At 60.8% G+C, this 26212-nt stretch carries 26 protein-coding genes and 1 riboswitch; of the genes, 19 read left to right on the top strand and 7 right to left on the bottom strand.

Features of this window, described 5'->3' with window-relative positions; translation table 11 throughout:
• Positions 1-209 precede the first annotated feature (209 nt).
• The 3 genes from ACA052_RS20645 (at position 210) to ACA052_RS20635 (ending at position 2217) form a co-directional block, all read left to right on the top strand.
• On the top strand, positions 210-845 hold the full coding sequence (locus ACA052_RS20645; RefSeq protein ID WP_497646553.1) for a C40 family peptidase: 636 nt from the start codon (positions 210-212) through the stop codon (positions 843-845).
• Positions 846-1008: 163 nt separating this feature from the next.
• Positions 1009-1545 carry a C40 family peptidase gene (locus tag ACA052_RS20640; protein WP_497646552.1) on the top strand — a complete coding sequence of 179 codons (537 nt, stop codon included), beginning with the start codon at positions 1009-1011 and terminating at the stop codon, positions 1543-1545.
• Positions 1546-1563: 18 nt separating this feature from the next.
• Complete coding sequence (locus tag ACA052_RS20635; protein ID WP_497646551.1) at positions 1564-2217, top strand: O-methyltransferase; 654 nt, start codon at positions 1564-1566, stop codon at positions 2215-2217.
• 262 nt (positions 2218-2479) lie between these two features.
• Here ACA052_RS20635 and ACA052_RS20630 read toward each other — a convergent pair whose 3' ends face one another.
• Positions 2480-3793, bottom strand: coding sequence for a PQQ-dependent sugar dehydrogenase (locus tag ACA052_RS20630; RefSeq protein ID WP_497646550.1), 1314 nt, complete (start codon positions 3791-3793; stop codon positions 2480-2482).
• Between the two features lie 66 nt (positions 3794-3859).
• The gene (locus ACA052_RS20625) at positions 3860-4444 is read right to left on the bottom strand and encodes a hypothetical protein (RefSeq protein WP_497646549.1); all 585 of its coding nucleotides are present in this window, start codon (positions 4442-4444) and stop codon (positions 3860-3862) included.
• 154 nt (positions 4445-4598) lie between these two features.
• A riboswitch (cobalamin riboswitch) is annotated at positions 4599-4832 on the top strand.
• Between the two features lie 82 nt (positions 4833-4914).
• On the opposite strand from ACA052_RS20625, the gene cobO reads away from it, so the two are divergent.
• The 14 genes from cobO to ACA052_RS20555 all read left to right on the top strand — a co-directional run bounded on the left by cobO (position 4915) and on the right by ACA052_RS20555 (position 16513).
• Entirely contained in the window at positions 4915-5526 is a 612-nt protein-coding gene (cobO, locus tag ACA052_RS20620; protein ID WP_497646548.1) for a cob(I)yrinic acid a,c-diamide adenosyltransferase, read from the top strand.
• Complete coding sequence (locus tag ACA052_RS20615; RefSeq protein ID WP_497646547.1) at positions 5523-6905, top strand: cobyrinic acid a,c-diamide synthase CobB; 1383 nt, start codon at positions 5523-5525, stop codon at positions 6903-6905. The genes cobO and ACA052_RS20615 overlap by 4 nt, the downstream gene beginning before the upstream one ends.
• Positions 6902-7552 (top strand): 5,6-dimethylbenzimidazole synthase, encoded by a 651-nt coding sequence (gene bluB / locus ACA052_RS20610; protein WP_497646546.1) that lies wholly within the window; start codon positions 6902-6904, stop codon positions 7550-7552. The genes ACA052_RS20615 and bluB overlap by 4 nt, the downstream gene beginning before the upstream one ends.
• A complete protein-coding gene (gene cbiB, locus ACA052_RS20605) occupies positions 7549-8457 on the top strand; it encodes an adenosylcobinamide-phosphate synthase CbiB (RefSeq protein WP_497646545.1) in 909 nt (302 codons plus the stop codon). Before bluB ends, cbiB begins: the two co-directional genes overlap by 4 nt.
• Positions 8450-9442, top strand: a complete 993-nt coding sequence (gene cobD / locus ACA052_RS20600) for a threonine-phosphate decarboxylase CobD (RefSeq protein WP_497646544.1) — start codon at positions 8450-8452, stop codon at positions 9440-9442. Before cbiB ends, cobD begins: the two co-directional genes overlap by 8 nt.
• Positions 9439-10890 (top strand): cobyric acid synthase, encoded by a 1452-nt coding sequence (locus ACA052_RS20595; RefSeq protein ID WP_497646543.1) that lies wholly within the window; start codon positions 9439-9441, stop codon positions 10888-10890. Before cobD ends, ACA052_RS20595 begins: the two co-directional genes overlap by 4 nt.
• Before the next feature lie 151 nt (positions 10891-11041).
• Complete coding sequence (cobU, locus tag ACA052_RS20590; protein WP_497646542.1) at positions 11042-11563, top strand: bifunctional adenosylcobinamide kinase/adenosylcobinamide-phosphate guanylyltransferase; 522 nt, start codon at positions 11042-11044, stop codon at positions 11561-11563.
• Positions 11560-12615: a nicotinate-nucleotide--dimethylbenzimidazole phosphoribosyltransferase gene (cobT, locus tag ACA052_RS20585; protein WP_497646541.1), complete on the top strand. Its 1056-nt coding sequence runs from the start codon at positions 11560-11562 to the stop codon at positions 12613-12615. Before cobU ends, cobT begins: the two co-directional genes overlap by 4 nt.
• The gene (gene cobC / locus ACA052_RS20580) at positions 12612-13187 is read left to right on the top strand and encodes an alpha-ribazole phosphatase family protein (protein ID WP_497646540.1); all 576 of its coding nucleotides are present in this window, start codon (positions 12612-12614) and stop codon (positions 13185-13187) included. The genes cobT and cobC overlap by 4 nt, the downstream gene beginning before the upstream one ends.
• 2 nt (positions 13188-13189) lie before the next feature.
• On the top strand, positions 13190-13921 hold the full coding sequence (locus tag ACA052_RS20575) for an adenosylcobinamide-GDP ribazoletransferase (RefSeq protein ID WP_497646539.1): 732 nt from the start codon (positions 13190-13192) through the stop codon (positions 13919-13921).
• A gap of 185 nt (positions 13922-14106) precedes the next feature.
• Positions 14107-14511: a MarR family winged helix-turn-helix transcriptional regulator gene (locus tag ACA052_RS20570; protein WP_497646538.1), complete on the top strand. Its 405-nt coding sequence runs from the start codon at positions 14107-14109 to the stop codon at positions 14509-14511.
• A 52-nt stretch (positions 14512-14563) separates the two neighbouring features.
• Entirely contained in the window at positions 14564-15772 is a 1209-nt protein-coding gene (locus tag ACA052_RS20565) for an MFS transporter (protein ID WP_497646537.1), read from the top strand.
• Positions 15769-15891, top strand: a complete 123-nt coding sequence (locus ACA052_RS20560; RefSeq protein ID WP_497646536.1) for a hypothetical protein — start codon at positions 15769-15771, stop codon at positions 15889-15891. The genes ACA052_RS20565 and ACA052_RS20560 overlap by 4 nt, the downstream gene beginning before the upstream one ends.
• Positions 15892-15946: 55 nt before the next feature.
• Positions 15947-16513: a glutathione peroxidase gene (locus ACA052_RS20555; RefSeq protein ID WP_497646535.1), complete on the top strand. Its 567-nt coding sequence runs from the start codon at positions 15947-15949 to the stop codon at positions 16511-16513.
• Positions 16514-16602: 89 nt separating this feature from the next.
• Here ACA052_RS20555 and ACA052_RS20550 read toward each other — a convergent pair whose 3' ends face one another.
• The 3 genes from ACA052_RS20550 to ACA052_RS20540 form a co-directional block, all read right to left on the bottom strand.
• Positions 16603-17886, bottom strand: coding sequence for an OmpP1/FadL family transporter (locus ACA052_RS20550; RefSeq protein WP_497646534.1), 1284 nt, complete (start codon positions 17884-17886; stop codon positions 16603-16605).
• A gap of 146 nt (positions 17887-18032) precedes the next feature.
• Positions 18033-18515, bottom strand: coding sequence for a hypothetical protein (locus ACA052_RS20545; protein WP_497646533.1), 483 nt, complete (start codon positions 18513-18515; stop codon positions 18033-18035).
• Between the two features lie 277 nt (positions 18516-18792).
• Positions 18793-19017: a hypothetical protein gene (locus tag ACA052_RS20540; protein ID WP_157710856.1), complete on the bottom strand. Its 225-nt coding sequence runs from the start codon at positions 19015-19017 to the stop codon at positions 18793-18795.
• A 940-nt stretch (positions 19018-19957) separates the two neighbouring features.
• On the opposite strand from ACA052_RS20540, the gene ACA052_RS20535 reads away from it, so the two are divergent.
• Both ACA052_RS20535 and ACA052_RS20530 read left to right on the top strand, forming a co-directional pair.
• Positions 19958-20281, top strand: coding sequence for a sel1 repeat family protein (locus ACA052_RS20535; RefSeq protein ID WP_497646532.1), 324 nt, complete (start codon positions 19958-19960; stop codon positions 20279-20281).
• A 175-nt stretch (positions 20282-20456) separates the two neighbouring features.
• Positions 20457-21821, top strand: a complete 1365-nt coding sequence (locus ACA052_RS20530; RefSeq protein ID WP_497650371.1) for a DNA recombination protein RmuC — start codon at positions 20457-20459, stop codon at positions 21819-21821.
• 90 nt (positions 21822-21911) lie between these two features.
• Here the strand turns inward: ACA052_RS20530 and ACA052_RS20525 are convergent, their stop codons facing one another.
• Positions 21912-25382, bottom strand: a complete 3471-nt coding sequence (locus ACA052_RS20525; RefSeq protein ID WP_497646531.1) for a hybrid sensor histidine kinase/response regulator — start codon at positions 25380-25382, stop codon at positions 21912-21914.
• A gap of 240 nt (positions 25383-25622) precedes the next feature.
• Entirely contained in the window at positions 25623-26162 is a 540-nt protein-coding gene (locus tag ACA052_RS20520) for a TetR/AcrR family transcriptional regulator (protein ID WP_497646530.1), read from the bottom strand.
• Positions 26163-26212 lie beyond the last annotated feature (50 nt).

Below are 26212 nucleotides of genomic sequence, written 5' to 3'. Positions count from 1 at the left end.
CAAGCCCTACAGGGTTTTTGGCATATTTCAGGCGCCAAAAAATCCGCTTTCCTACAGGCTGTAGGCCGCGCAAGTGTCTAAATGGGGCTTTAGCGCTTAGATGTAAACGCGAAACCGGAAAGTCACATAAAGTTCGATTGAATTTGCAAATGAGGATGATAGCGGGCATAGTCTCGGCTTCTTTACAACTATCAGCCACGGTCGTGCCCATGCTAAATCGCTTTGCACCCCTCGTGCCTCTCGCACTTGTCACCCTGTTGTTCGGTTGCGCCGCTCACTCTCCAGTGTCCGAGCAGGCCCCTCAACAGCAGGTTAATAATTCTGTTACCGCCCAGTCTTCCGCTCTTTACCAGGAAGAACTGGCTACCGAAAAAGAACTGGCAGACTTCGCTGATGGCAAGTCCTACCAGCTTCCGGCTCTCGCTGACAGCATCCTCGAACGCGGCATGTCCCTGATCGGTACCCGTTACCGTTTCGGCGGCACCTCCGAAGCCGGCTTTGATTGCAGCGGCTTCATCGGTTACCTGTTCCGTGAAGAAGCCGGCATGAACCTGCCGCGCTCTACGCGTGAAATGATCAACGTCGACGCTCCGCTGGTTTCTCGCAGCAAGCTGGAACCTGGCGATTTGCTGTTTTTCGCCACCAATGGTCGTCGCGGTCGCGTCAGTCACGCCGGGATCTACCTGGGTGACAACCAGTTCATCCATTCCAGCAGCCGCCGTAGCGGTGGCGTCCGCATCGACAGCCTGGGCGATAGCTACTGGAATAAAACCTTCATCGAAGCCAAGCGCGCACTCGCGATGGCCCCGACTGCCGCCCCGGAAATCGTCACGGCGCGTAAGTAAGCGGACAGTTTGTAAGGTGAACTTAAAGTCTTACTTGAAGTTTGCCGCGTAGCCGCTAGAATCCAGATCTATTATTGATGGCAAACCGCCTGCGTCCTGCGCAGGCGGTTTTCTTTTCTGCGTCCCCGCAGAAAAAGCCGCAGCCAGATCAGGATGTTCTGCCATGACGAACTCGGCCCGCCTCGCAATCATGTTCTTCGCAGCGCTGCTCAGCGCCTGCGCCAGCCGCACACCGCCCCCTGCGCCGGTGGTTCGCGCTCCGATCGTTTTCAGCTCCGCCCAACCCTTTTCGCCCGAAGCGGAAGACGTGCTGTTTCGAGCGTTGGGCCTGGTGGGCACACCTTATCGCTGGGGCGGCAACACGCCGGATTCGGGCTTCGATTGCAGCGGATTGATCGGCTATGTTTACCGTGATGTCACGGGCATCTCTCTGCCACGTACCACGCGCGAGATGATCAGCATGCAGGCGGCCGATGTCGGCAAGGAAGGCCTGCAGACCGGCGACCTGATTTTCTTCGCCACCAATGGCGGCTCGCAGGTCAGCCACGCCGGTATCTATGTCGGCGAAGGTCGTTTCGTCCATGCGCCAGCCACTGGCGGCACGGTCAAGCTCGACAGCCTGTCCAAGGCGTATTGGCAGAAAGCCTACCTGAGCGCCAAGCGTGTCTTGCAGCCCGAGCACTTGGCGCGCAACCCGTAACAGCCAGAGGTTGTGGTCATGACCGCACGCACGCTCAATCTCGACGATTCCCTGTACCAATACCTGCTCGACGTCTCCCTGAGGGAGACGCCGCTGCTCAAGCGTTTGCGCGATGAAACCCAGGCGCTGCCCATGGCTCGCTGGCAGGTGGCGCCAGAGCAGGGGCAATTTCTCGCGTTATTGGTGAAGCTCACGGGGGCGAAGCGTTTGCTGGAAGTCGGTACCTTTACCGGTTACAGCGCCTTGTGCATGGCGGCGGCATTGCCGGATGACGGTTCACTGATCTGCTGTGATGTTCCCGGCGACTACAACGCCACCGCACGCCGTTACTGGCAGGCGGCGGGGCTTGCCGATCGAATTGATCTGCGCCTGGCGCCGGCGCTGGAGACGCTCAGCCAGTTGAATCAGCCAGGGCACTTTGATTTGATTTTCATTGATGCCGACAAGGCCAACTATCCCGCTTACCTGGAGCACGCCTTGCGTTTGCTGCGGGTTGGTGGTCTGGCGGTGTTCGATAACACGCTGTGGAGCGGGCGGGTGCTTGAGGAGAGTCCTGAAAGCGAGGACACCCGAGCCATCCAGGCACTCAATTGCGCGCTAAAGGATGACTCGCGTGTGGATCTATCGTTGCTGCCGTTAGGTGATGGACTGACACTTTGCCGTAAGCGATAAACGCCGATCCCCTCTACGAGCGAGCTTGCTCGCGAAGGCGTCATCCCATTCAGCATCAGCATTGACTGACCCACCGCTATCGCGAGCAGGCTCACTCCTAACGGGAGATTTTGGACGTACACAAATCCCAGGCTGCCAACAAAACCTGTGGGAGCGGGCTTGCTCGCGAAGGCGTCATCACATTCAACATCAGTGATGACTGACCCACCGCTTTCGCGAGCAAGCCCGCTCCCACATTGGATATGTGTAGGCAGTTGGAGATTTACTTAACCGCAGAAACCCGCCACACCTTGTTCCCCACATCATCCGCCACCAGCAGATCACCCTGCTGATCAATCACCACGCCCACCGGCCGGCCCATCGCATCGTCCTCGGCGTTGAGGAAGCCGGTAAGCACATCCACCGGCGGTCCGTTCGGTTTGCCGGCGCTGAACGGTACGAATATCACTTTGTAGCCGCTGTGCGGGTTGCGGTTCCATGAGCCGTGCTGGCCGATGAAGGCTCCTTCCCTGAATTGAGTGGGGAGGGTGTTGCCTTCAGCAAACGTCAGGCCCAGCGACGCAGTATGCGGGCCGACGGCATAGTCCGGGGCAATCGCCTTGGCTACCAGGTCAGGGTTTTGCGGGTCCACGCGGATGTCGACGTGCTGGCCGTAATAGCTGAACGGCCAGCCGTAGAACGCGCCGTCCTTGACCGAGGTGATGTAGTCGGGCACCAGGTCGCTGCCGATTTCGTCTCGCTCGTTAACCGCTGTCCACAATGCGCCACTGTGCGGTTCCCAGGCCATGCCGTTCGGGTTGCGCAGGCCGGAAGCGAAGATCCGGTGGTTGCCGGTGGCCCGGTCCACTTCCCAGATCGCTGCGCGACCTTCTTCCTTATCCAAACCGTTTTCGGCGACATTGCTGTTGGAACCCACCGTGACGTACAACTTACTGCCGTCCTTGCTGGCGATGACGTTTTTGGTCCAGTGGTGATTCAGCGTGCCGCCCGGCAAGTCGACCACTTTGACCGGTTGCGACTTGATCGTTGTATCGCCGCTTTCATAGTGGAAACGCAGCAAGCGGTCCGTGTCGGCCACGTACAGATCATTGCCGACCAGGGTCATGCCAAAAGGCGAGTTAAGGTTTTCCAGGAACACCGTGCGGGTTTCGGCGATGCCGTCATGGTCCGTGTCCCGCAGCAACGTGATGCGGTTCGGACTCGGTACGCCGGCACCGGCGCGGCCCATGACTTTTTTCATGACCCAGCCTTTAACACCTTTGCCGTCATCGGGTTTCGGCGGTGCGTTGGTTTCGGCTACCAATATGTCGCCATTGGGCAACACGTAGAGCCATCGCGGATGGTCGAGGCCTTCTGCAAAAGCCGCCACCTGAGTCCCTGTGGCGGCCGTGGGGGTTGCGCCGGCCGGCCAGCCGACCGCCGGGGCGATGTTCATGGTCGGCAACAAAGTTTTGTTGGGTTCTGGCAGTTTGGGCGACGGGCCGGTGCCGTCGGAAACTTGCAGGCTGGAGGTTTCACCACAGGCGGCGAGCCCTCCGGCGAGCGCGATGACGAGAACGAGCTGGGGCTTACGCATGCTGGTTTTCCCTATGAATGCCTTATCTATTCATAGAGGAGCTGAAAGGTTCGAAGGTTCAACAGGTCAGCCGCGGGCTTCCTTGAACAGCACGGCAATGCCCGGGTGATAGTTGCCTGCTTCATTGCGCAACTTGCGGTAGGCGTAGGGGAAATACCAGGCGACGGCGCAGCTGTGTTCCTTCTGCAGGTCGTCGACCATGTCCTGGAGTTCCTCCGGCTTTGCGCCATGCTGGGCTTTTTGCGGCGCGACAAACAGGCAACCGAGTTTCAGGTCGCTGGCATAGCTGATTTTCTTCGCGTCGCTGGTGATGTCGATCAGGGCCTGGGTCAGGTGAAGGCTGTTGACCTGCGGCCAGCGCTGCGTGACCTGAAGGTAAGCGCGTTCTTCCGCGGTGGCGATAAACAGGTCGGCGCGGCCATTGCGCTCGCCTTCTTCGGTCTGTTTGCGGGTCGGCGATTGTTGCAGCGTGACCATTTCCGCCATCCAGGCCGCTGCGGAAAGCAGCCCGAGGTTGGCTTTTTCATCGAACCAGTACGGGGTGTCGTTATCGCCGCGCACGGCGTTGTAACGGTCGATACAGTCAAACCAGCGTTCGAGCACCGGGCGTAGGAATTCCAGCTTCGGATTGCTGATGATCATGCCTTGCATGTTGCTCACCCTTGTTATTTTGATTGTAGGTTGTGGCTCTTTGATATCATTGCTGGCAGCGTGGCACAACAATGACGTCGGCCGATTGACCGGCGGCAGTATATCGTTCGCCAGCGTTCTGTCTTCAATTGACGCTCCACCCCCAACACTCTAACCTTCGCGGCTTGTTTCAGGTGCTCTGTGACCCTGGTCGACAGAGTGAAACAGGGAAGCCGGTGAGTGGGCTCATTTCACAATGACGAGCCACGATCCCGGCGCTGCCCCCGCAACGGTAAATGAGTGAAGACTGCGCCTTGAGCCACTGTGTCGATTGTCGGCATGGGAAGGCGCGCAGTCAGGCGTATCGCCGCTCATGAGCCCGGAGACCGGCCTGACTCATCCAGCGGCATCACGGTGGGCGATGCCAGGCTTTTTGCCGTCTATTCTTGTGCCTGCCCGCCGTTATTCCAGCCTCAACGGAGAGCTCCCCCATGACTGATACCCCCGATCGTGACGAACGCCATCTGGCGCGCATGCAGCGCAAAAAGGCCGTGATCGACGAACGCATCGCCAATTCCCCGAATGAATGCGGCCTGCTGCTGGTGCTGACCGGCAACGGCAAAGGCAAAAGTAGCTCGGCGTTTGGCATGCTCGCCCGGTCCATGGGCCACGGCATGCAGTGCGGCGTGGTGCAGTTCATCAAGGGGCGCAACAGCACCGGCGAAGAGTTGTTCTTTCGGCGCTTTCCGGAGCAGGTGCGTTTTCATGTGATGGGTGAGGGTTTTACCTGGGAAACCCAGGATCGCCAGCGTGATATCGCTGCCGCCGAAGCCGCGTGGGCCGTGTCGCAGCAATTGCTGCGCGATCCGTCGATCGGCCTGGTAGTGCTCGATGAATTGAACATCGCGCTCAAACACGGCTATCTCGACCTCGATATGGTGCTCAGCGATTTGCAGGCCCGTCCGCCGATGCAGCACGTTGTCGTCACGGGTCGCGGCGCCAAACCGGAAATGATCGAACTGGCGGATACCGTCACCGAAATGGACGTGATCAAGCACGCGTTCCAGGCCGGGATCAAAGCGCAAAAAGGCGTCGAACTGTGAATCAACCACGTCATTGCCCGGCGGTTCTCATAGCCGCGCCGGCCTCCGGCCAGGGCAAGACCACCGTCACTGCTGCGCTGGCCCGTTTGCATCGCAATCAGGGGCGCAAGGTCCGTGTGTTCAAATGTGGCCCGGACTTTCTCGACCCGATGATTCTCGAGCGCGCCAGCGGTGCGCCGGTCTATCAACTGGACATGTGGATGGTCGGCGAGCAGGAAAGTCGTCGGCTGTTGTGGGAAGCCGCCGGTGAGGCGGACCTGATCCTCATCGAAGGCGTCATGGGCCTCTTCGACGGTACGCCGTCCAGCGCTGACCTGGCGCGGCACTTCGGTGTGCCGGTGCTCGGTGTGATCGACGGCACCGCCATGGCCCAGACTTTTGGTGCGCTGGCATTGGGGCTTGCAAAGTATCAGCCGGACTTGCCGTTTGCCGGCGTGTTGGCCAACCGCGTCGGCACCTTGCGTCACGCACAATTGCTCGAAGGCAGTTTGACCGAAGGCTTGCGTTGGTACGGCGCGTTGTCGCGGGAAACCGGGATCGAATTGCCGAGCCGCCATCTCGGTCTGGTCCAGGCCAGTGAGTTGAACGATCTCGATGTGCGCCTCGATGCAGCAGCCGATGCCTTGGCCAGTAGCTGTGAAGTCGCGCTACCACCGGCAGTGGAATTTGCCGCCCCGGATGTGATCGCTGTCGAGCCTTTGCTGGCCGGTGTGCGGATTGCCGTGGCCCGTGACGAAGCGTTTGCCTTCACCTACGGCGCAAGCCTGGATTTGCTGCGAGCCATGGGCGCCGAGTTGCTGTTTTTCTCGCCGATCCGTGATGCGCAGTTGCCGGAGGCTGACAGCCTTTATCTTCCCGGTGGTTATCCGGAATTGCACCATGTGGCGCTGTCGCAGAACAGCTCGATGCTCGACGCTATTCGCGCTCACCATGGCGCAGGCAAACCGCTGCTGGCGGAGTGTGGCGGCATGTTGTACCTGCTCGATTCATTGACTGATGTCGAAGGCACTCGCGCTGAGTTGGTGGGTTTGCTGACGGGGGATGCGGTGATGCAAAAGCGCCTCGCCGCGTTGGCCTTGCAGGCGGTTGAGTTGCCGGAAGGCTCGTTGCGCGGGCACACCTATCACCATTCACTGACCAGCACCGAGCTTGAGCCGATTGCTCGAGGGTTGAGCCCGAATGGTGGGCGCGGGGCGGAGGCGGTTTATCGTCAGGGGCGGATGACGGCCTCTTATGTGCATTTTTATTTTCCGTCGAATCCATCGGCGATTGCCGCACTGTTTGCGCCTGACCTTGAGGCCGCCTTCGCGAGCAAGCCCGCTCCCACATTGGATCACCTAAACCCTGTGGGAGCGGGCTTGCTCGCGAAGAGGCCATGACCGACAACGCATTCTCCGAAGCCGAACGCGCAGCGGTTTACCGAGTCATCGCCGAACGCCGCGACATGCGTCACTTCAGCGGCGGCACGGTCGAACCCGAACTGCTGCGGCGCCTGCTCGAAGCCGCACATCAGGCCCCGAGCGTCGGCCTGATGCAGCCCTGGCGCTTCATTCGCATCAGTGACCGAGCCCTGCGCGGCAAGATCCAGTGGCTGGTGGAAGAGGAGCGTATTCGTACCGCCGAAGCCCTCGGCGAGCGCACCGACGAATTCATGAAGCTCAAGGTCGAGGGCATCAGCGACTGCGCCGAAGTGCTGGTCGCTGCGCTGATGGACGATCGCGAGCGACATGTCTTCGGCCGCCGCACCTTGCCGGAAATGGACATGGCCTCGCTGTCCTGCGCGATCCAGAACCTGTGGTTGGCGTCCCGCGCCGAAGGACTGGGCATGGGTTGGGTCTCGCTGTTCGAACCGCAAGCCCTGGCAGACCTGCTGGGTTTGCCAGCCGGCGCCAAACCGCTGGCCGTTCTCTGTTTGGGACCGGTCAAGGAATTCTATCCAGCGCCGATGCTGGTGCTCGAAGGCTGGGCAGAGGCGCGTCCGCTCAGCGAATTGTTGTATGAGAATTATTGGGGAGTGAGTCAATGAGTGTGGCGTTGTTGAGTGTCGCCGCGGTTGCGCTGGATGCGCTGCTGGGTGAACCCAAACGCTGGCATCCGCTGGTGGCGTTCGGCCGGTTTGCCGACCGCATCGAACAGCGTTTCAACAGCGGCGGTCGCGGCTGGCGCAGTCATGGCGTCACCGCTTGGGTGCTCGCCGTCCTGCCGCTGACGTTGCTGGCCACAGCACTTTCCTGGGCGCCCTATGTCGGCTGGATCGTCGAGATTCTCGCCCTTTATTGCGCCCTCGGCATGCGCAGTCTCGGCGAGCACGTCGAGCCGGTGGCCAAAGCCTTGCGCAGCGATGACCTGGAACAAGCGCGTAAGCGCGTGGGGTATCTGGTCAGCCGTCAGACCAGCGAACTGGATAAAACCGAAGTCGCCCGCGCGGCCACCGAATCGGTCCTGGAAAACGGCAGTGATGCAGTGTTTGCCGCGCTGTTCTGGTTTGCGGTGGCCGGCGCGCCCGGCGTGGTGCTCTACCGATTGAGCAATACGCTGGATGCGATGTGGGGCTATCGCAACGAACGTTTTGAACGTTTCGGCTGGGCCGCGGCAAAGATCGACGACGTCCTCAACTACATTCCGGCGCGCCTGGTGGCATTGACCTACGCGCTGCTGGGCAAAACCCGATTGGCACTCAAATGCTGGCGCAGCCAGGGCCCGACCTGGGACAGTCCGAATGCCGGTCCGGTGATGGCGGCCGGTGCCGGTGCACTCGGCGTGGAGTTGGGTGGGGCGGCGATTTATCACGGCGAACTGCACCAGCGTCCGTCTCTGGGCGAAGGCGTGCCGGCGGATGCCGACTCCATCGACCGTGGCTGGCAATTGGTCCAGCGCGGCGTATGGTTATGGCTGCTGATTCTCTGCGTGGGGGCAGAATTTTATGCTTGAGCACGGTGGTCGGTTACGTAAAGCGGCGCTCGAATACGGCATTGCCGAAGCCGATTGGCTCGACCTGTCCAGCGGCCTCGCGCCTTGGCCGTTTCCGGTGCCGGAGATTGCGTTGCGGGCCTGGGCGCGTTTGCCGGAAACCGATGACGGTCTGGAGCAGGCCGCTTGCGACTACTACGGTGCCGTGCAGGTGTTGCCAGTCGCCGGTTCGCAAATGGCCATCCAGTTGCTGCCGCGTTTGCGTCGGGCCGGCAAGGTCGGCGTAGTGTCGCCGTGTTATGCCGAACACGCCGAAGCCTGGCGACGCAATGGCTACATCGTGCGTGAAGTGCTGGAGCAGGAAGTCGACTTTTATCTCGACAGCCTCGACGTGCTGGTGGTGGTCAACCCGAACAACCCCACCGGCCTGAGCCTGCCCCCGAGTCGCTTGCTCGACTGGCACGCGCGGCTTGCCCAGCGCGGTGGCTGGCTGGTGGTGGACGAGGCGTTCATGGACAACACGCCAGCACTGAGCCTGGCACCTATTGCCAATCAGGTGGGTTTGATTGTGCTGCGTTCCTTCGGCAAATTTTTCGGCCTGGCCGGTGTGCGGCTAGGCTTTGTGCTGGCCGAGCGCAAGTTGCTCAAATTGCTGGCCGAACAAGTGGGGCCATGGGCGGTCAGCGGCCCGACCCGTGTGGTCGGCCAGGCGTGCCTGCTGGATACCGAAGGGCATGTCCGGCAACGGCAGCGCACCGCGCAGGCGAGTGAACGCCTGGCGCTGCTGCTTGAGCAGCACGGTTTCAAACCCCAGGGCGGTTGCGCGCTGTTTCAATGGCTGATAACCGACCGCGCCGAACATCTGCATGAGTTCATGGCCCGACGCGGCATCCTGCTGCGGTTGTTCACCCACAACACCAGCCTGCGTTTTGGCTTGCCCGGCGACGAAGCCGAATGGGCTCGCCTCGCACAAGCGTTCGATGCCTACGCCGGGGAAGCACAATGACTACGCTGATGGTGCAGGGCACGACGTCCGACGCCGGTAAAAGCACCTTGGTGACGGCGCTCTGCCGTTGGGTCACGCGCCAAGGCGTGCGTGTCGTGCCATTCAAGCCGCAAAACATGGCGCTCAACAGCGCGGTGACGGCGGACGGTGGCGAGATCGGTCGTGCGCAAGCGGTGCAGGCCCAGGCGGCCAATCTGCAACCGCACACCGACATGAACCCGGTACTGCTCAAACCCAACAGCGATACCGGCGCCCAGGTGATCATTCATGGGCGCGCCGTCACCACGATGAACGCTGTCGCCTACCACGACTACAAAGCCATCGCGATGCAAGCGGTACTGGCTTCCCATCAACGGTTGAGCGCAGCGTATCCGGTGGTGATGGTCGAAGGTGCCGGCTCGCCGGCCGAGATCAATCTGCGCGCCGGTGACATCGCCAACATGGGCTTCGCCGAAGCCGTCGATTGCCCGGTGTTGCTGATTGCCGACATCAATCGTGGCGGCGTCTTCGCGCATTTGGTGGGCACCCTGGAACTGTTGTCGCCGAGCGAGCAGGCGCGGGTCAAAGGTTTCATCATCAATCGCTTTCGCGGTGACATCGCCCTGCTGCAACCGGGCCTGGATTGGCTGGAAGCGCGCACCGGCAAACCGGTGATCGGCGTGCTGCCTTACGTGATGGATCTGCATCTGGAAGCGGAGGACGGCATCGACCAGCGTCAGACCGAAAAGGCTGCGCAAGTGCTGAAAGTGGTGGTGCCGGTTTTACCGCGGATCAGTAACCACACCGATTTCGATCCGCTGCGCCTGCACCCGCAAGTGGACCTGCAATTCATCGGCCCTGGTCAGTCGATTCCGCCCGCGGACCTGATGATTCTCCCCGGCTCGAAAAGCGTGCGCAGCGACCTCGCTTACCTGCGTGCCAGCGGCTGGGACAGCGCCATTGCCCGTCACCTGCGTTACGGTGGCAAAGTGTTGGGGATTTGCGGTGGCCTGCAAATGCTCGGTGAGCAGGTGCATGACCCGTTGGGCCTTGAAGGCGCGCCGGGTTCCAGTGCCGGCCTGGGGTTGCTGGCGTTCGAAACGCAGCTCGAAGAAGAGAAGCAATTGCGCAATGTGCGCGGGCATTTGGCGTTGGAAAACGCTGAAGTCAGCGGCTACGAAATTCACGCCGGCGTGACCACCGGGCCGGCGTTGGAAAACGCCGCCGTGCAGCTGGATGACGGTCGCTGCGACGGTGCGCAAAGTGTCGACGGGCAGATTTTCGGTACGTACTTGCATGGGTTGTTCGAGTCGCCGACCGCGTGCAGCGCGTTGTTGCGCTGGGCGGGTTTGCAGGCTGTGCAGGAAGTCGATTACCACGCGTTGCGCGAGCGTGATATCGAGCGGCTGGCGGATCTGGTGGAACAGCATCTGGATACGCGGCTGTTGCGTGAACTCTGCGGATTATGAGGTGACTGGTCCAGCCTCTTCGCGAGCAAGCCCGCTCCCACATTGGATTGGCGCCTAACACCAATCCTATGTTCACTGGAGACCCAATGTGGGGGCGGGCTTGCTCGCGAAGACGGAATTGGCGACACCCCACATTTGAAAGGAATGAACCATGCTGCAACTGATCCTCGGCGGCGCCCGCTCCGGCAAAAGTCGCCTGGCCGAAAAACTCGCGTCCGACAGCACGCTGGCCGTGACCTACATCGCCACCAGCCAACCCCTCGACGGTGAAATGAGCGAACGGGTGGCCCATCACCGCGCCCGTCGTCCGGCCGAATGGGCGTTGATCGAAGAGCCGCTGGAACTGGCCCGCGTGCTGCGCGAAAGCGCCAGCGAAGGGCGCTGCCTGCTGGTGGATTGCCTGACCCTGTGGTTGACCAACTTGCTAATGCTCGACGATCCCCAGCGGCTGACGGTCGAGCGCGATGCATTGCTCGATTGCCTGGCGTCGTTGCCGGGAGAAATCATTTTTGTCAGCAACGAGACCGGAATGGGTGTCGTGCCGCTGGGCGAATTGACTCGCCGCTATGTCGATGAAGCCGGTTGGCTGCATCAAGCTTTGGCCGAGCGCTGTCAGCGAGTCATCCTGACCGTCGCCGGCCTGCCCCTGACTTTGAAAGGAACTGCGTTATGACTCAATCCTGGTGGCTGAACCCGTGCAAGCCAGTCGATGCCCAAGCGGTCGAACAGGCGCAGGCCCGTCAACTGCAGTTGACCAAGCCGGCCGGTTCCCTCGGTCGACTGGAGTCGATGGCGGTGCAATTGGCGGGGTTGCAGGGGCGGGTCAAGCCGAGTCTGGATCAGCTGTGGATCGCGATTTTTGCCGGTGACCATGGCGTGGTCGCCGAAGGGGTGTCGGCGTTTCCACAGGAAGTCACCGGGCAGATGTTGCACAACTTCGTCAACGGCGGCGCGGCGATCAGCGTGTTAGCGCGACAGCTCGGAGCCTCCCTGGAAGTGGTGGACCTTGGTACGGTCACGCCGACGTTGAACCTGCCCGGCGTGCGCCACCTGAATATCGGCCCGGGCACGATGAATTTTGTGCAAGGCCCGGCGATGACGCCTGCCCAGGGCGAACGCGCCTTGCAGGCCGGTCGCGACAGCGTGCAGCGCGCTATCGCGGCGGGCGCGCAGTTGTTCATCGGGGGTGAGATGGGCATTGGCAACACCACGTCGGCCAGCGCGTTGGCGTGTGCTTTGCTCGATTGCCCGGTGGTGCATCTGGCCGGTCCGGGCACCGGGCTGGACGCGGCGGGGGTCAGTCATAAAGCCGAGGTCATCGAGCGCGCCTTAGCCTTGCACAGCGCTCAGCGCGGCGATGCGTTGCGCACCCTGTTCAACCTCGGCGGTTTTGAAATCGCCGCGCTGGTGGGCGCGTACCTGGCCTGTGCCCAGGAAGGTGTCGCGGCGCTGGTAGACGGTTTCATTTGCAGCGTCGCGGCGTTGGTGGCGGTGCGTTTGAACCCTGAATGCCGTCAGTGGCTGTTGTTCGGTCATTGCGGCGCGGAGCCGGGTCATCGCCATGTGCTGGAAACCCTGAACGCCGAACCGTTGCTGGATCTCGGCCTGCGTTTGGGTGAGGGCAGCGGCGCTGCGCTGGCCGTGCCGCTGCTGCGTCTGGCCTGCGACCTTCACGGGCAGATGGCAACCTTTGCCGAAGCCGCGGTGGCGGATCGCCCGGCATGACCTTGCGCCTGGATCTGTTACGCCACGGCGAAACCGAACTCGGCGGCGGCTTGCGTGGCAGCCTCGACGATGCGCTGACCGGCAAGGGGTGGGCGCAGATGCGTGCGGCGGTGATCGAGCAGGGACCTTGGGATCGCCTGGTCAGCTCGCCGTTGCAGCGTTGCGCGCGGTTCGCACAAGAACTCGGTGCGCAACTGGGGTTGCCGGTGCAGTTGGAGAAGGATTTGCAAGAGCTGCACTTCGGCGCGTGGGAAGGGCACAGTGCGGTCGCGTTGATGGAAACCGATGCCGAGGCATTGGGGTTGTTCTGGGCTGACCCCTATTCGTTTACGCCGCCTCAGGGTGAGCCGGTCGAGGATTTTTCGGCGCGCGTGCTGGCGGCGGTCGGGCGCTTGCAGGCGGCCTATGCCGGCGAGCGGGTGTTGCTGATCAGTCATGGCGGTGTGATGCGTTTATTGTTGGCGCAGGCGCGGGGATTGCCCCGGGAGCAGTTGCTCAACGTTGAAGTCGGCCATGGTGCGCTGTTTTCGGTGAGCGTCGAGACCGGCGTCATTCTCAAGGAAGTGCGCTGATCATGTTCCCGTTCTGGATCGCCCTGCAATTCTTGAGCAGTCTGCCGGTTCGCCTGCCGGGCATGCCGACGCCTCAGGAGTTGGGGCGGTCGCTGCTGTTTTATCCGCTGGTGGGGCTGCTGTTTGGCGGGATCTTGTGGGCGTTGAACTGGCTGTTGCTCGGCACGCCGTTGCTGCTGCACGCGGCGTTATTGCTGACCGTGTGGGTGTTGCTCAGCGGTGCGCTGCACCTGGACGGCCTGGCCGATAGCGCCGATGCATGGCTCGGCGGGTTCGGCGACCGTGAGCGCACGTTGATCATCATGAAAGACCCGCGCAGCGGTCCGATCGCGGTGGTGACACTGGTGCTGGTGTTGCTGCTCAAGTTCGCCGCGTTGCTGGCGTTGATCGAGCAGCAGAACGCGGTCGTCCTGATCATCGTTCCTTTGATTGGCCGCGGCGCAATGCTGGGATTGTTCCTGACCACGCCTTATGTGCGTGCCGGGGGTTTGGGACAGGCGTTGGCCGATCATCTTCCGCGTTTGGCTGGCAAATGGGTGTTGGCGGCCGGCGCGTTGGCCTGTGTTCTGATTGCGGGCTTCAGCGCTGTATGGGCACTTGGGGTGGCGGCGATTGTTTTTGTCTGGTTGCGGCAGGTGATGCTGCGGCGATTGGGTGGCACCACGGGTGACACGGCGGGGGCGTTGCTGGAGTTGCTGGAAATGGCGGTGTTGGTGGGGCTGGCGTTGACCTGATGTCCATGGGGGGGCTGGCCCCTTCGCGAGCAAGCCCGCTCCCACATTAGATCTCCAGCGGACATGGATTTTGTGTTCGATGCCGATCAAATGTGGGAGCGGGCTTGCTCGCGAAGGCGGTCTGCCAGACACTTCAATAATCCCTGTAACTTGATTTAACACACTCGCGGGTATATACACGCACCATGCTCGACTCCCAATGCTTATGCATCAACCTGCGTCGCGCCGCTCGTGGCGTCAGCAGGCATTACGACGGCGCTCTCGACGGCTTCGGCATCAACGTTGCCCAGTATTCTTTGCTGTGCAATCTGCAGCGTCTTGACCAACCGAGTATTTCCACCCTGGCCGAGGCCATGGGCCTGGATCGCAGCACCCTCGGGCGCAATTTGCGCGTGCTGGAAGGTGAAGGCTTGCTGATGCTGGTCGAGGGCGAAGACATGCGCAATCGCATCGTGATCCTTACCGAGGCCGGTGTTGAACGGCTCGCAGCCGCATTGCCGGCGTGGGAAGCGGCGCAGCAGCGATTGATTGATCGCTTGGGCGCCGAGAAACGCAAAACCTTGTTGAGACTGCTGGACGAACTGGCTTGATGCCGGTTTGCTCGATCTTAAGCGGGTATATACCCGCTACCGGAGAATAAGAATGACATCGATGTGGCGTACGTGCGGTTGGGTGTTGGTGGGGAGTGCGCTGATCCTTGCGTTGTCTTTGGGCGTTCGACATGGTTTTGGACTGTTTCTGGCGCCGATGAGTGCCGAGTTCGGCTGGGGGCGTGAGACGTTTGCGTTTGCCATTGCCTTGCAGAACCTGATCTGGGGCCTGGCGCAGCCGTTCACCGGTGCGCTGGCCGACCGCTTCGGTGCGGCGAAAGTCGTGCTGGTCGGTGGCGTCCTGTATGCAGTGGGCCTGGTGTGCATGGGGATGTCCGATTCGGCCGTGACCTTGTCCCTGAGCGCCGGTCTGTTGATCGGTCTCGGGCTGTCGGGCACCTCGTTCTCGGTGATTCTCGGTGTGGTCGGCCGCGCAGTGCCGCCGGAAAAGCGCAGCATGGGCATGGGGATCGCCAGCGCCGCCGGTTCTTTCGGCCAGTTCGCGATGCTGCCGGGCACGCTGGGGCTGATCGGCTGGCTCGGCTGGTCCGCGGCATTGCTGGTGTTGGGCCTGCTGGTGGCCCTGATCGTGCCACTGGTGAGCATGCTCAAGGACACGCCATTGCCCGTGCTCGGCCATGAACAGACCTTGTCCGAAGCGCTGCGCGAGGCGTGCTCACACTCGGGGTTCTGGCTGCTGGCGTTCGGTTTTTTTGTCTGCGGTTTCCAAGTGGTCTTCATCGGCGTGCATTTGCCGGCGTACCTGGTGGATCAGCATCTCCCGGCGACGGTGGGCACCACGGTGCTGGCGCTGATCGGGCTGTTTAATATTTTCGGGACTTACACGGCCGGCTGGCTCGGCGGGCGGATGTCCAAGCCGCGTTTGCTCACCGGCCTGTATCTGCTGCGGGCGGTGGTCATCGGATTGTTCCTTTGGGCGCCGGTGACGACCACCACTGCATACCTGTTTGGCATGGCGATGGGCTTTTTGTGGCTGTCCACCGTGCCCTTGACCAACGGCACTGTGGCGACCTTGTTTGGTGTGCGAAACCTGTCCATGCTCGGTGGGATTGTTTTCCTGTTCCACCAGCTCGGATCGTTCCTCGGCGGCTGGTTGGGCGGGGTGGTGTATGACAGAACCGGGAGCTATGACTTGATCTGGCACGTAGCGATTGTCTTGAGCCTGGTGGCCGCGGCCCTCAACTGGCCGGTGCGTGAGCAGCCAGTGGCGCGGCTGGACACCCGCATGAGTGTCGCATGAGCAGTCTCTGGTCGCGCCTTGCTGTAGCAGCCGGATGCGCCTTGCTATTGGCCTTGGCGTGGTGGGGTTGGCAGCGGGGCGGGCTGGCATTGATGCAATTGGGCATGGGTGCTTGCTAGCAGGGTATGAGGGCGAGTAATTTCGTTTTTGACGATATCTCAAGGAAGCACCGACATGCTGATGCGCTGGTTGGCAGTTCCCGCGTTACTGGTAGCGTTTACCGGGCTGGCTCAGGCAACCGAGTGCCCGGACCTTTTGCAGGGCTCGTTACCCAAGCTGCGCGCCAAAGAAACCATCGACCTGTGCCAACGGTTTGAGGGTAAACCGCTGGTGGTGGTCAATACGGCGAGCTTCTGTGGCTTCGCCCCTCAGTTCAAAGGCCTTGAGGCGCTGAATCAACGTTATAAGGACCAGGGGCTGGAGGTGCTCGGCGTTCCGTCGAATGACTTCAAGCAAGAGTCCAAGGACGGCGCAGAAACGGCCAAGGTCTGCTACGTGAACTACGGCGTGACCTTTACCATGACCGAACCGCAGAAAGTCCGCGGCGATGAGGCGACTCACTTGTTCAAGATCCTCGCCAAGCAGTCCAGCGCACCCAAGTGGAATTTTTATAAGTACGTGGTCGATCGCCAGGGCAAAGTGATCGCCAGTTTCTCCAGCCTGACCAAACCCGATGATCCGGACTTCATCGCTGCGGTGGAGAAGGCCCTGGCGTCGCCGCCATTGGCTTCCACCCCCTGATCGACGCCCACTAAAAAGCCCCGCCTCTGTACAAGAGAGCGGGGCTTTTTCAATTCAGGCGGCGAGGGGTTCAGGTTCGCCGTGAATCATCAGAAGCGGTATGTCGCGCCAACACCGAAACCGTTTGCCCAGTTTTCATACTTGGCGTTGTAGCTCTGGTTGCGAGGAGCACCGTTGTTGTCGTTGACCTTGACCGACTCTTCGCGCAGGTACGAGTACGCTACGTCGATGGTCAGGTCGTCGGTCGGGCTCCAGCCGGCGCCCAGGCTGAATACCTTGCGGTCACCAGTCGGGATGCGTGGGGAGCGGTTTTCGTTGTTGGTCGGTGCCTGGTCAACGGAGAAACCGGTACGCAATACCCACTGCTTGTTCAACTGATAGGAAGCACCGATGGCGTGAGCCCAGGTGTCGTGCCAGTTCTGTTCTTCGGTGATAGTGCCGAACAGGGGGTTCAGGCCAGCAGGAACACCGCTGTTCTCGACGCTGATTTCCTTCAGGCGGCTCCAGCGAGTCCAGGTGCTGCCTGCATAGAGGGTCCACTGGTCGTCCAGCTGATGAGTGACCGAGAAGTCGACCGACTCAGGCGTGGTGATATCCAGCGAAGCGTCATACTTCTGGTTCGGGCTCTGACGCAGGGCAGCGAGGCCGACGTAGTTGACTTTGGTGTCACCGTCGAGCTTGTACTTCACTTTCGAGTGATAGGTCAGGCCAACGCGAGTGGAGTCGGTGGCTTGAACCAGGATACCGATGTTGTAGCCCAGCGCAGTGTCGTCACCCTTGATTTTGACTTGACCGTCCGGTGCGGCTGGGTTTGGGCTCAGCGACAGGTTCGATTCCAGGGTACCGTCGATACGGTTGATGGTCGGACCGAAACCGATCGACACCTTGTCGTTGAAGGCGTAGCTGACGGTTGGCTGCAGAGTCACGATTTTGACTTCGCTTTTGGTGCCGAAGTATTTGCCGGCGAAGCCGTTCTCGTAGTCGGTCACCAGGCCGAACGGAGCGTAGACGCCGAAACCGACTGCCCACTGGTCATCGATTGGCTTTACGTAGTAGCCCATGGGCACGCCCATGAAAGGGACCATGTCACCTTTGTTGGTACCACTATTCGGGCGGGAGCTGGCATCACTGATGTCAGTGTGCGCGTCGATAAACGCAACACCACCGGTCACTTGTTCGCGCTTGAGGCGAGCCATGCCGGCAGGGTTGCCAAAAACGGTGGATGCGTCGTCGGCAGAAGAAGATCGCCCGGCAAAACCTGACCCCATCCCGCTGATACTTTGTTCGTTCAGGGCAAAGCCACTTGCGAAGATTTGGGTGGATGCCAAGGTAACGGCGAGGCTAAGGGTGGTTTTGAGCATTACTTTTTTCATTATTAGAACTCCTGGTGATCACCGGGGCGAAAATTACCAACATTTTCGTCCCAGCGCTATAGGCTGTATGGCTTGATTTAGAGCGGTTTTGTAGGACAATCCGACCAGATTCGCGACCTGTTGTGCGATCTTGTGAAAATGGTGGATCAGCAGGCGACCTGATTCAGCGGTGAAACACAGGTTTGCCAGGCGTAGGTGAAGTCTCTGAGTCGTCCTTGAGGCTGAAAGGTCTGGCGCCAGATGCGCGCCATACCCAGCAGATCATCGGCTTCGGGGAGCTGGGTGTTCTGTTCTTCTACCAGCAGCCAGGCGATGGCAGTGGCGTAACGCAGGTTGACGGTCAACTCGAGGTGCGGACCACTCAGGAACGCATGTTGGCTTGCCAGGCCGCGCACGAGGCTCGCGCGTTCCGGGTCCAGTGCGAGGTAGTGATCCCAAAGTGCCTGGTGGCGGGGTTCGGCGATTCGGTACAGGCCGTGTCCACGACGATCATGTAACGCGGTACCAAGGGCAGACTGGCTGGCGGCGATGCCCAGCAGCAGGGATTCGGCAGTTGCGCTGTGGCGTCCCAGGTAGATCAAGGTGGGGCGGATCACATAGCGGCACAGTTCGCTGGCAGCGATACCCATAAAACCCTCGAAACATGAAATAGGCGGCGAGACCTGAAGGTAGCGTTGGCAGCGATGAATCGACTCAGGCTCGCCGGAAAGCGGATCAAGCCGCTTGAGTTGAAGTGTAGTGTCATATTCGCGCTGTAAAGGTCTGTTTTTAAAATATTTCCGGCTTCGAGTTATAACCGTTATACCGGTTAGTGCTTAGGCGACGTCGACCAAAAGAGAAATATCGGGCAATAAAAAGCCCCGCTTTTTGAGCGGGGCCTTTGAGGTTTTCAGTCGTACTGGCGTATCAGGCAATCAGTGCCTGACGGGTACGATCGATCACGGCCTGCAGCGGTTCGGCGCTGGAGTATTGATCGGGGTACAGGCGTTCACTGTGACGAGCGATGCCGTGTTCGTTGACCAGAGTGAAGCTGAAGCAGCCTTTGCGAGCGGCCATGATCAGGCAGTTCATTGGTGCAAAAGCGTTGGTTAGGGTGCGAATGGCATCCTGAGTGTGGATTTGAGTATTCATGTATGGGTGTTCCTACAAGCGACACGGATAAGAACCGTGCAAAATTTAAACGTTCCAGTGACGACGACCACCATTGGTCGAACGAAGAACCCGACTGGAACAAAGCAGCCAGTTTGAAGCGCTGATAATTGGCGCGCTTGGGCTGGCAGGTAGGTACTTAGGAGGGCAGGCAACACATCAAGGGCAAAGGTTCTGGGCCCGGGGTGAAGATCCTGATCAATTTGCAGGCTGGTTCGGTCAGAGTAAGTGAGCTTCGCAACACCCTTCGCTTTCGATTCAAAGGCTGTGTTGACGCAAGGTTTACCTGGAAACCATCGAGGTGGTCGATCCCGCTTGTTCGGTTGAGGCTTCCTTTGGGAAGGCTGTCCGGGGGGATTTGTTCGACCAGAATTGACTTTCAGCTTGGTACTAACGCCGCGGATAGTAACGGATTGAATCCAGGAAAGGAAGTGTGTTAGCGAAAAAGATCGATTGCGCCCCGTTATAGCCCAGGATTCCGACCGCTGGTCATCCCCGTTCGTCGACCTTCAACGCGCCTGGTTCAAGGGTTTGGCTAGATATATCCACAGGCCTGAGGATCAATTGCGCCGAAAAAGCGCATGGATATAACCGCATCGAAGGTAGTTGTGCACACAAGTCGGGCAGCTTGTCACCCCCCTGTCATCTTCCCTTCAACTGCAGTGGGTGCCTGTAACCAAAATTTAAGTCAATGAAAAACATCGGTTTTTTTTACTGGTGAAAAAATCGTCAGTTTGACTGCAGGCCCCATTCCACAGGGCTTTGCGAGAGTTCAAGGGCGGTTGTCCACTGAGTTATCCACAGCTTCTGTGGATTGTCCCGAGCGCTTGCTCTAGCACGGGCGTGCAGGGTTTTTTTAGGCTTTACCTGTAAGAAAAAAAGAGTAGAGTGGCGCGCCTTCCGATCTGCCCTACAGTGCGTTATGAAGTTTCGTTCAGTATCAATCTCCACAACCTCTACGCCCCCCACTGTTATTCCTCCCAAGCGATTTTCGATGCGTGTGGCCGAGTGGCTGCTCGACAGCCCGCACTTGGGCGAAAACTCCAACGTCAAACATTTCGCCGGACGCTTGCTCAAGCAGCCGGCGCGTGAAGGCGTCGTGGCCGCGCAAAGCCGTCTCGGCCAACTGATGTGCCGTGAGTGCGGGAATGCCCGGGACCGCCGCATTGGTCAGGATCTGTTACGTCAGGCCGCGCGGGCAGGTGATCGGCGCGCCCAACAGGAACTGGGCCTGATCGAAGACTGAGCTGTCCAAGACCTGACGCCTTGGTTAACCTTCAAGCTTTATCTCATCGACAGGAATCGCTATGGCTATGGATTTGACCAGCCTGTTGCTGGGTCTGGCGGGCGCGGCATTGCCCTTGCTGGTACTGGCCTGGCAAATTCAGCGGCGGGCGAGCGCCACGCAGTCAGCGTCGGCGCTGCTGGAAGAGCGTCTGGCCATGGCCCTTTTGGCGCAGGACGGCTTGAACGCCCAACTTGAAGCCAGTCGCGACGAAATTGCTGATCTGGGGCAGGCCAACACCGCCAAACAGGCAGACCTGGCTGCCCTGCGCCGTGAAGTCGAACTGCTGCAGATCGAACGCGACGACGCGCGCGATGCCTCCCACGCCTGGAATCTGGAACGCGCCGGTAAAGACGCCGAATTGCGCCGCCTGGACGCCCAGGCTGCCTCGCTCACTGCCGAGTTGCGCGAGCAGCAGGAAAGCCACCAGCAGCGCCTCAACGACCTGCAGGGCTCACGCGATGAGTTGCGCGCGCAGTTTGCCGAGCTGGCGGGGAAGATCTTCGACGAGCGCGAGCAGCGCTTTGCCGAAACCAGTCAGCAGCGGCTGGGGCAATTGCTCGATCCATTGAAGGAACGTATCCAGTCTTTCGAGAAGCGCGTCGAGGAAAGTTACCAGGCTGAAGCCCGCGAGCGCTTTTCCCTGGCCAAGGAACTGGAGCGGCTGCAACAGCTCAACTTGCGCCTGAGTGACGAAGCCAACAACCTGACCCGCGCCTTGAAAGGGCAGAAGACCCAGGGCAACTGGGGCGAGCTGATTCTCGAGCGAGTGCTTGAACACGCCGGGCTGGAAAAGGGCCGCGAGTACCAGACCCAAGTCAATCTGAAGGGCGCGGACGGCGAGCGGTTCCAGCCGGACGTGATCATTTATCTGCCGGGTGACAAGCAGGTCGTGGTCGATTCCAAGGTCAGTCTCACGGCTTATCAGCAATACGTGGCAGCGGAAGACGATGCCATCGGCCAGATCGCCATCAAGCAGCACGTGCTGTCGCTGCGCAATCATGTCAAAGGCCTGGCCGGCAAGGATTACAAGCGTCTCGACGGCTTGCACAGCCTGGATTTCGTCTTGCTATTCGTGCCGATCGAAGCGGCGTTTTCCGCCGCGTTGCAGGCTGAGCCGACCCTGTTCCAGGAGGCATTCGACCGCAATATCGTGATCGTCAGCCCGACCACATTACTGGCGACCCTGCGCGTCATCGACAGCCTGTGGAAGCAGGAGCGCCAGAGCCAGAATGCCCGGGAAATCGCCGAGCGTGCCGGGTGGCTGTACGACAAGTTCGTGCTGTTTATCCAGGACCTGGATGAAGTCGGCAATCGCCTGCAGCAACTGGACAAGGCCTACAGCTCGGCGCGCAACAAGCTGACAGAGGGGCGGGGCAATCTGGTCAGCCGCAGTGAGCAGCTGAAGTTGCTGGGTGCGCGGGCGAGCAAGAGCTTGCCCGCCGATTTGCTGGAACGGGCGATGACGGATGTGGATGGGTTGGCTGAGTTACCCGAGTAGGAGCGAGCTTGCTCGCGATGGTGGCACAAGCATCGCGGGGTATCAGGCTGTAAGCGTTTTCGTTGACGACCATCGCGAGCAAGCTCGCTCCTACAACGGCAAATGTCGACTCAACAACGCCCGCAACGCTGCGGGTTTCACCGGTTTGGCCAGGTAATCCAGCCCCGCCGCGTGCACTTGGGCCACTGTTTCCGGCCGCGCGTCGGCGCTGATCACTACCCCTGGCACCGGCTCTCCCAATCGGGTCCGCAGCCACGCCATCAACTCAGTCCCGGTTTCTCCATCGTCCAGATGGTAATCCACCAGTGCCAATTGCGGACGCACACCCTCGCTTAGCAGCGCCGCACATTCATCGCGATTGCGTGCCGTCCAGACCTGGCAACCCCAGCGGGTCAGCAGGCTGTTCATGCCGATCAGGATGCTGTCTTCATTGTCGATGCACAGGACCTGCGCGCCGCCGGGCAATTTGCCGTTGAGTGCGGCGACCTTGGTCGGCACCGCGGTTTGCGCTCGAGCCAACGGCACGCTGACGCTGAAGACACTGCCTCGCCCCGGCCAGGAACGAACCTGCAGGGTGTGACCCAGCACGCGACACAAGCCATCCGCAATCGCCAGGCCCAGGCCCAGTCCTTTCTCGGCACGGGTCTGATGACTGTCGAGACGTTTGAATTCTTCGAAAATCACCTGCTGTTTATCTTCCGGAATGCCCGGCCCACGGTCCCAGACCTCCAGGCACAACTCGCCCTTGCGTCGCCGCACACCCAGCAATACCGGGCCCTTGGCGTAACGGAAAGCATTGGTCAGAAAATTCTGCAGGATCCGGCGCAACAGTTTGATGTCGCTGTTGACCCGCAAAGTGCTGCCCCGGACGCGAAATGTCAGTCCCTGGTCCTGGGCGAGTGCCTTGAACTCGGCCCCCAGCATGTCGAACAACTCATTGAGCGCGAACGGTTTGGAATCAGGGTTGATCTTGCCGTTCTCCAAGCGGGAAATGTCCAGCAGATCGCTGATCAGATCCTCGGCCGAGCGCAGCGAGGAGTCCAGGTGATGCACCAGTTTCTGAGCTTCACTCGACAAGCCATCGTCTTGGTGGGAAAGGGCGGCGGAAAACAAACGAGCAGCGTTCAGAGGTTGCATCAAGTCATGGCTGACAGCGGCCAGGAAACGGGTTTTCGACTGGTTCGCCGACTCGGCAGTGCCCTTGGCTTCGGTCAGGGCCACGTTGAGTTGCGACAGTTCGTGGGTCCGCGCGGTGACCCGTTGTTCCAGGCCCTCGTTGGCTTCGGTCAGTGCCTGTTCGGCTTCGCGGAACGCGGTAATGTCGGTGAAGCTCATCACAAACCCGCCGCCGGGCATTGGATTGCCAATCAGCTCAATCACACGACCATTAGGGAAAAGTCTTTCAGACGTATGGGCGCGGCCCTGACGCATCCAGTGCAGGCGGCGGGCGACGTGGACTTCGGCTTCGCCGGGACCGCACAAACCGCGCTCGGCGTTGTAGCGAATGATGTCGGCAATCGGGCGGCCGACGCTGATCAAACCATCCGGGTAGTTGAACAGCTCCAGGTAACGCCGGTTCCAGGCGACCAGTTTCAGCGACTGGTCGACCACGCTGATGCCCTGGGTGATGTTCTCGATGGCCCCTTGCAGCAAGGCGCGGTTGAATTGCAGGACTTCCGAGGCTTCGTCGGCGATACGCACGACATCCTCCAGTTGCATCTCCCGTCCTTCGATGGCGGCTTTTACGACGGCGCGGGTCGACGAGGCACCCAGCACACCGGCCAGCAAACGTTCGGTGTGGGCGATCCATTCACTGTCGGCATTCTGGTTCGGGTTGAAGCCTTTGCCTTGGCGGTAGGCGAAGCGGATGAAACTCTGGCGGGCGCGTTCTTCACCGACGAAGCGGGCGGCCAGTTGCAGCAAATCGTCTATTTGTACCGACAGCATCGAACGGGCGCTCGGGCGGGCGCTGATTTCCTGGCCGATGAAACGGCCGGCCTGCCAGTGTTCCGAGACCCGTGTGCGTGATAACACCGACACCCAGGCGAACAGGGTGAAGTTGGCCGCCAGTGACAACACTACGCCTTGGGTCAGAGGGGTGAGCGGCAGTTTTAGCGGGTTGCTGTGCAGCCAGGCGAGGCCGGGGAACGTGCTCAGCGACCAACCGAGGCTATGGGCGGCAATCGGCAGGATCAGCGTGTAGAACCAGAGGAATGTCCCGGCGGCGAGGCCGGCGAACACACCGCGGCGGTTGGCCTGTTTCCAATACAGCGCGCCAAGCATCGCCGGCGCGAGTTGCGTCACGGCGGCGAAGGCGATCTGGCCGATGGTCGCCAGGCTCGCGGTCGACCCCAGCAGGCGGTAACTGACATACGCCAGCAGCAGAATCACCACAATGCTTACGCGGCGTACCGAGAGCATCCACTGGCGGAACACTTCGAATGGCCGCTCGGCGTTGTTGCGTCGCAGCAACCACGGCAACAGCATGTCGTTGGAGACCATGGTCGACAGCGCGACGCTGGCCACGATGACCATCCCGGTCGCCGCGGAGGCGCCCCCGATAAAGGCCAGCAGTGCCAAGGCCGGATGAGCCTGGGCCAGAGGCAGGCTGATGACGAAGGAGTCCGGCAGCACCGAGCTCGGCAGCATCATCTGACCCGCCAATGCGATCGGTACTACAAACAACGCAGCCAATGCGAGGTAGGCCGGGAACACCCACTTGGCCAGGCGCAGGTCCTGCGGATCGATGTTCTCCACCACGGTCACATGAAACTGCCGGGGCAGGCAGATGATGGCCATCATGGCCACGCCGGTCTGCACCACCATTGACGGCCAATTCACGGTTTCTTTCCAGTACTCCTCCAGGCGCGGAGCGAGCATGGCCTGGTTGAACAGGTCGTCGAAACCGTCATACAGGCCGTAGGTCACAAACGCGCCGACCGCCAGAAAAGCGAACAGCTTGACCAGCGCCTCAAACGCTATCGCCAGCACCATGCCGCGGTGGTGTTCGGTGGCGTCGAGGTTGCGGGTACCGAACACAATGGTGAACAGCGCCAGCACCAGCGACACGATCAGCGCCGTGTCTTGCGCGCGAACACCCATGGCGTCGGCGCCGGCGCCGATCAGCAGGTTCACCCCCAGCACGATGCCTTTGAGTTGCAGCGCGATGTAGGGCAAGACACCCACCAGGCAGATCAGCGCCACCACCACCGCCAGTGACTGCGATTTGCCGTAGCGCGCGGCGATGAAGTCGGCAATCGAGGTGATGTTCTCCTGCTTGCTGATCATCACCATTTTTTGCAGGACCCACGGCGCGCAGACCAGCAGCAGGATCGGCCCGAGGTAGATGGGCAGGAATGACCAGAGTTGTTCGGCGGCCTGACCCACGGCGCCGAAGAAGGTCCAGCTGGTGCAGTAAACCGCCAGCGACAGGCTGTACACCCAGGCACGCACCCGCGGCGGCAATGGCGCGCTGCGGCGGTCGCCGTAGAAGGCGATGGCGAACATGATGGCCATATAGGCGAGGGCGACGGCGGCGATCAGCCCGCTGGACAGCGACATGGGAACTCCCGACAAAATGACACCCGGGACTCCCGCCCGGTCAGACAGTCTCGCACGATGGCAGGGGTTAGTCAGTGTCGACCAAGGTCGTGGCGCGGCGGGGTGTCACAGGCGGTGTGTCAGTTGGTTTTGTGTGGGTAATTTGGGCCCCTTCGCGAGCAAGCCCGCTCCCACATTGGACCGCATTCATCTAGGAGAACTCGGTTCAATGTGGGAGCGGGCTTGCTCGCGAAGGCGGCCTCACTGACTGAGCGCAATCTCGATCAACCGGTGCAACTCCTCAACCTCCAGCGGCGCCTGCGAAAACAGGATACGGAACACGGAAGGCGCCGCCACCAGGTTGATCAGCCGGTCGACACTCGGCTTCGGCTGATCCGGATAGCGATCCAGTATCGTCCGCAACTGCCCGCCGATGAGCGCCGCGCAAAAGCCTGGCGTCGGGCTCGACTGCACATCACGCAACATATTGCGTCCGGGTTCGGAGCTCATTTCGTCCAGGTACTGTTCGGCCCAGGCGCGCACGTCACCGGACAGGCTTCCGGTATTGGCCGGCTCGGTCTCGGGCTGCAGGCGGGCGAGGGCGACATCCGCCAGCAACACCGACAAATCGCCCCAACGCCGGTAAATGGTCGACGGCGTAACCCCCGCGCGAGCGGCGATTTGTGGCACGGTCACACTGGCGCGATCCTGCTCTTCGAGAAGCGCGCGGACTGCCGAATGAACCGACTCCTGCACCCGGGCGCTTCTGCCGCCTGGGCGTAAACCTTCTTTAATAGCCATGCGTCAGACCTTAACACAAAGAATTTGCTTTAAGCGTGAGCCAGTAGCAC

It is taken from the genome of Pseudomonas sp. LBUM1644, from assembly GCF_059716195.1.
Note: the sequence above shows the minus strand (reverse complement) of the source record. Positions and strands in the feature narration are given on the sequence as shown.